This window comes from Streptomyces sp. E11-3, from assembly GCF_046540415.1.
Taxonomy (GTDB): domain Bacteria; phylum Actinomycetota; class Actinomycetes; order Streptomycetales; family Streptomycetaceae; genus Streptomyces.
The window spans coordinates 1-815 of record NZ_JAZGRL010000219.1 but is presented as its reverse complement, the minus strand read 5'-3'; the positions used below and the strand labels follow the sequence as shown (position 1 = coordinate 815).

The following is an 815-nucleotide window of genomic DNA, read 5'->3' as shown; positions in this document are numbered from 1 at the left end:
CCCACCTCCGACCAGCCGACCGCCGCCGCACCCGGTTACGGCGACGCGATGGTCACCGGGCTCGCCGCGCTGGCACTGCACCGGTTCTCGTCCGCTCCCCCGCTGCTCTCGCTGGACCGCATCGACGTCCTCGTACCGCGCACCCGCCGACTGCGCTCCACCGGCTGCGCCCGGCTGGTCCGCGCGCACGCGCTGCCCCGCCCGCAGACCGTCACCGACGTACCGGTCGCCCCCGTACCGCGCGCCCTCGCGGACGCCGTCACCCAGCTCTCCGACGCGGACGTGGTACGCCGGCTGCTCACCGAGGCCGTGCGCTGCGGGCACTGCGAACCCGCGGCGCTGGTCAAGGAGTTGAGCAAGGCCCGGCTGCTGAACCGGCCCCACGTGGTGAACGCCGTGGACTCGCTGCTCGCCGAGGGGCGGGCCATCGCCGAGGAACGGCTCTACACGATGGTCTCCGACTACGGGCTGCCCGACCCGGTGTGGAACGTCGACCTGCGGCTGCCCGGCGGCCCGCACCTCGGCGGCGTGGACGCGTACTGGCCCGACCAGGCTGTGGCGATCGAGCTCGACACCCGCGCGCCGCGCCAGGAGGAGGACGCCCTGTGGTCCGAATACGCCCGCAAGCGCGAGCACTTGGAGCGGCTCGGCATCACCGTCGTGCACCTCACCCCGAAGAAGCTCCGCGAGGCGATGGAGCAGCAGGCGGCGGTCGTCCGTACGGCCCTGATGGCGTCCGGGGACCGCGACCCGGCGGCGTATGTGGTGGTACTTCCGCGCTGACCGGCCCGAGGGGAAGGGGAGAGCCGGGGGGG

1 protein-coding gene is annotated in these 815 nt (G+C 74.2%); it reads left to right on the top strand.

The annotated features are described in order from the left end of the window. The coding region (locus tag U9R90_RS36520; protein WP_411061812.1) for a hypothetical protein at positions 1–783 on the top strand (783 nt) is incomplete at its 5' end. Positions 784–815: the final 32 nt, after the last annotated feature.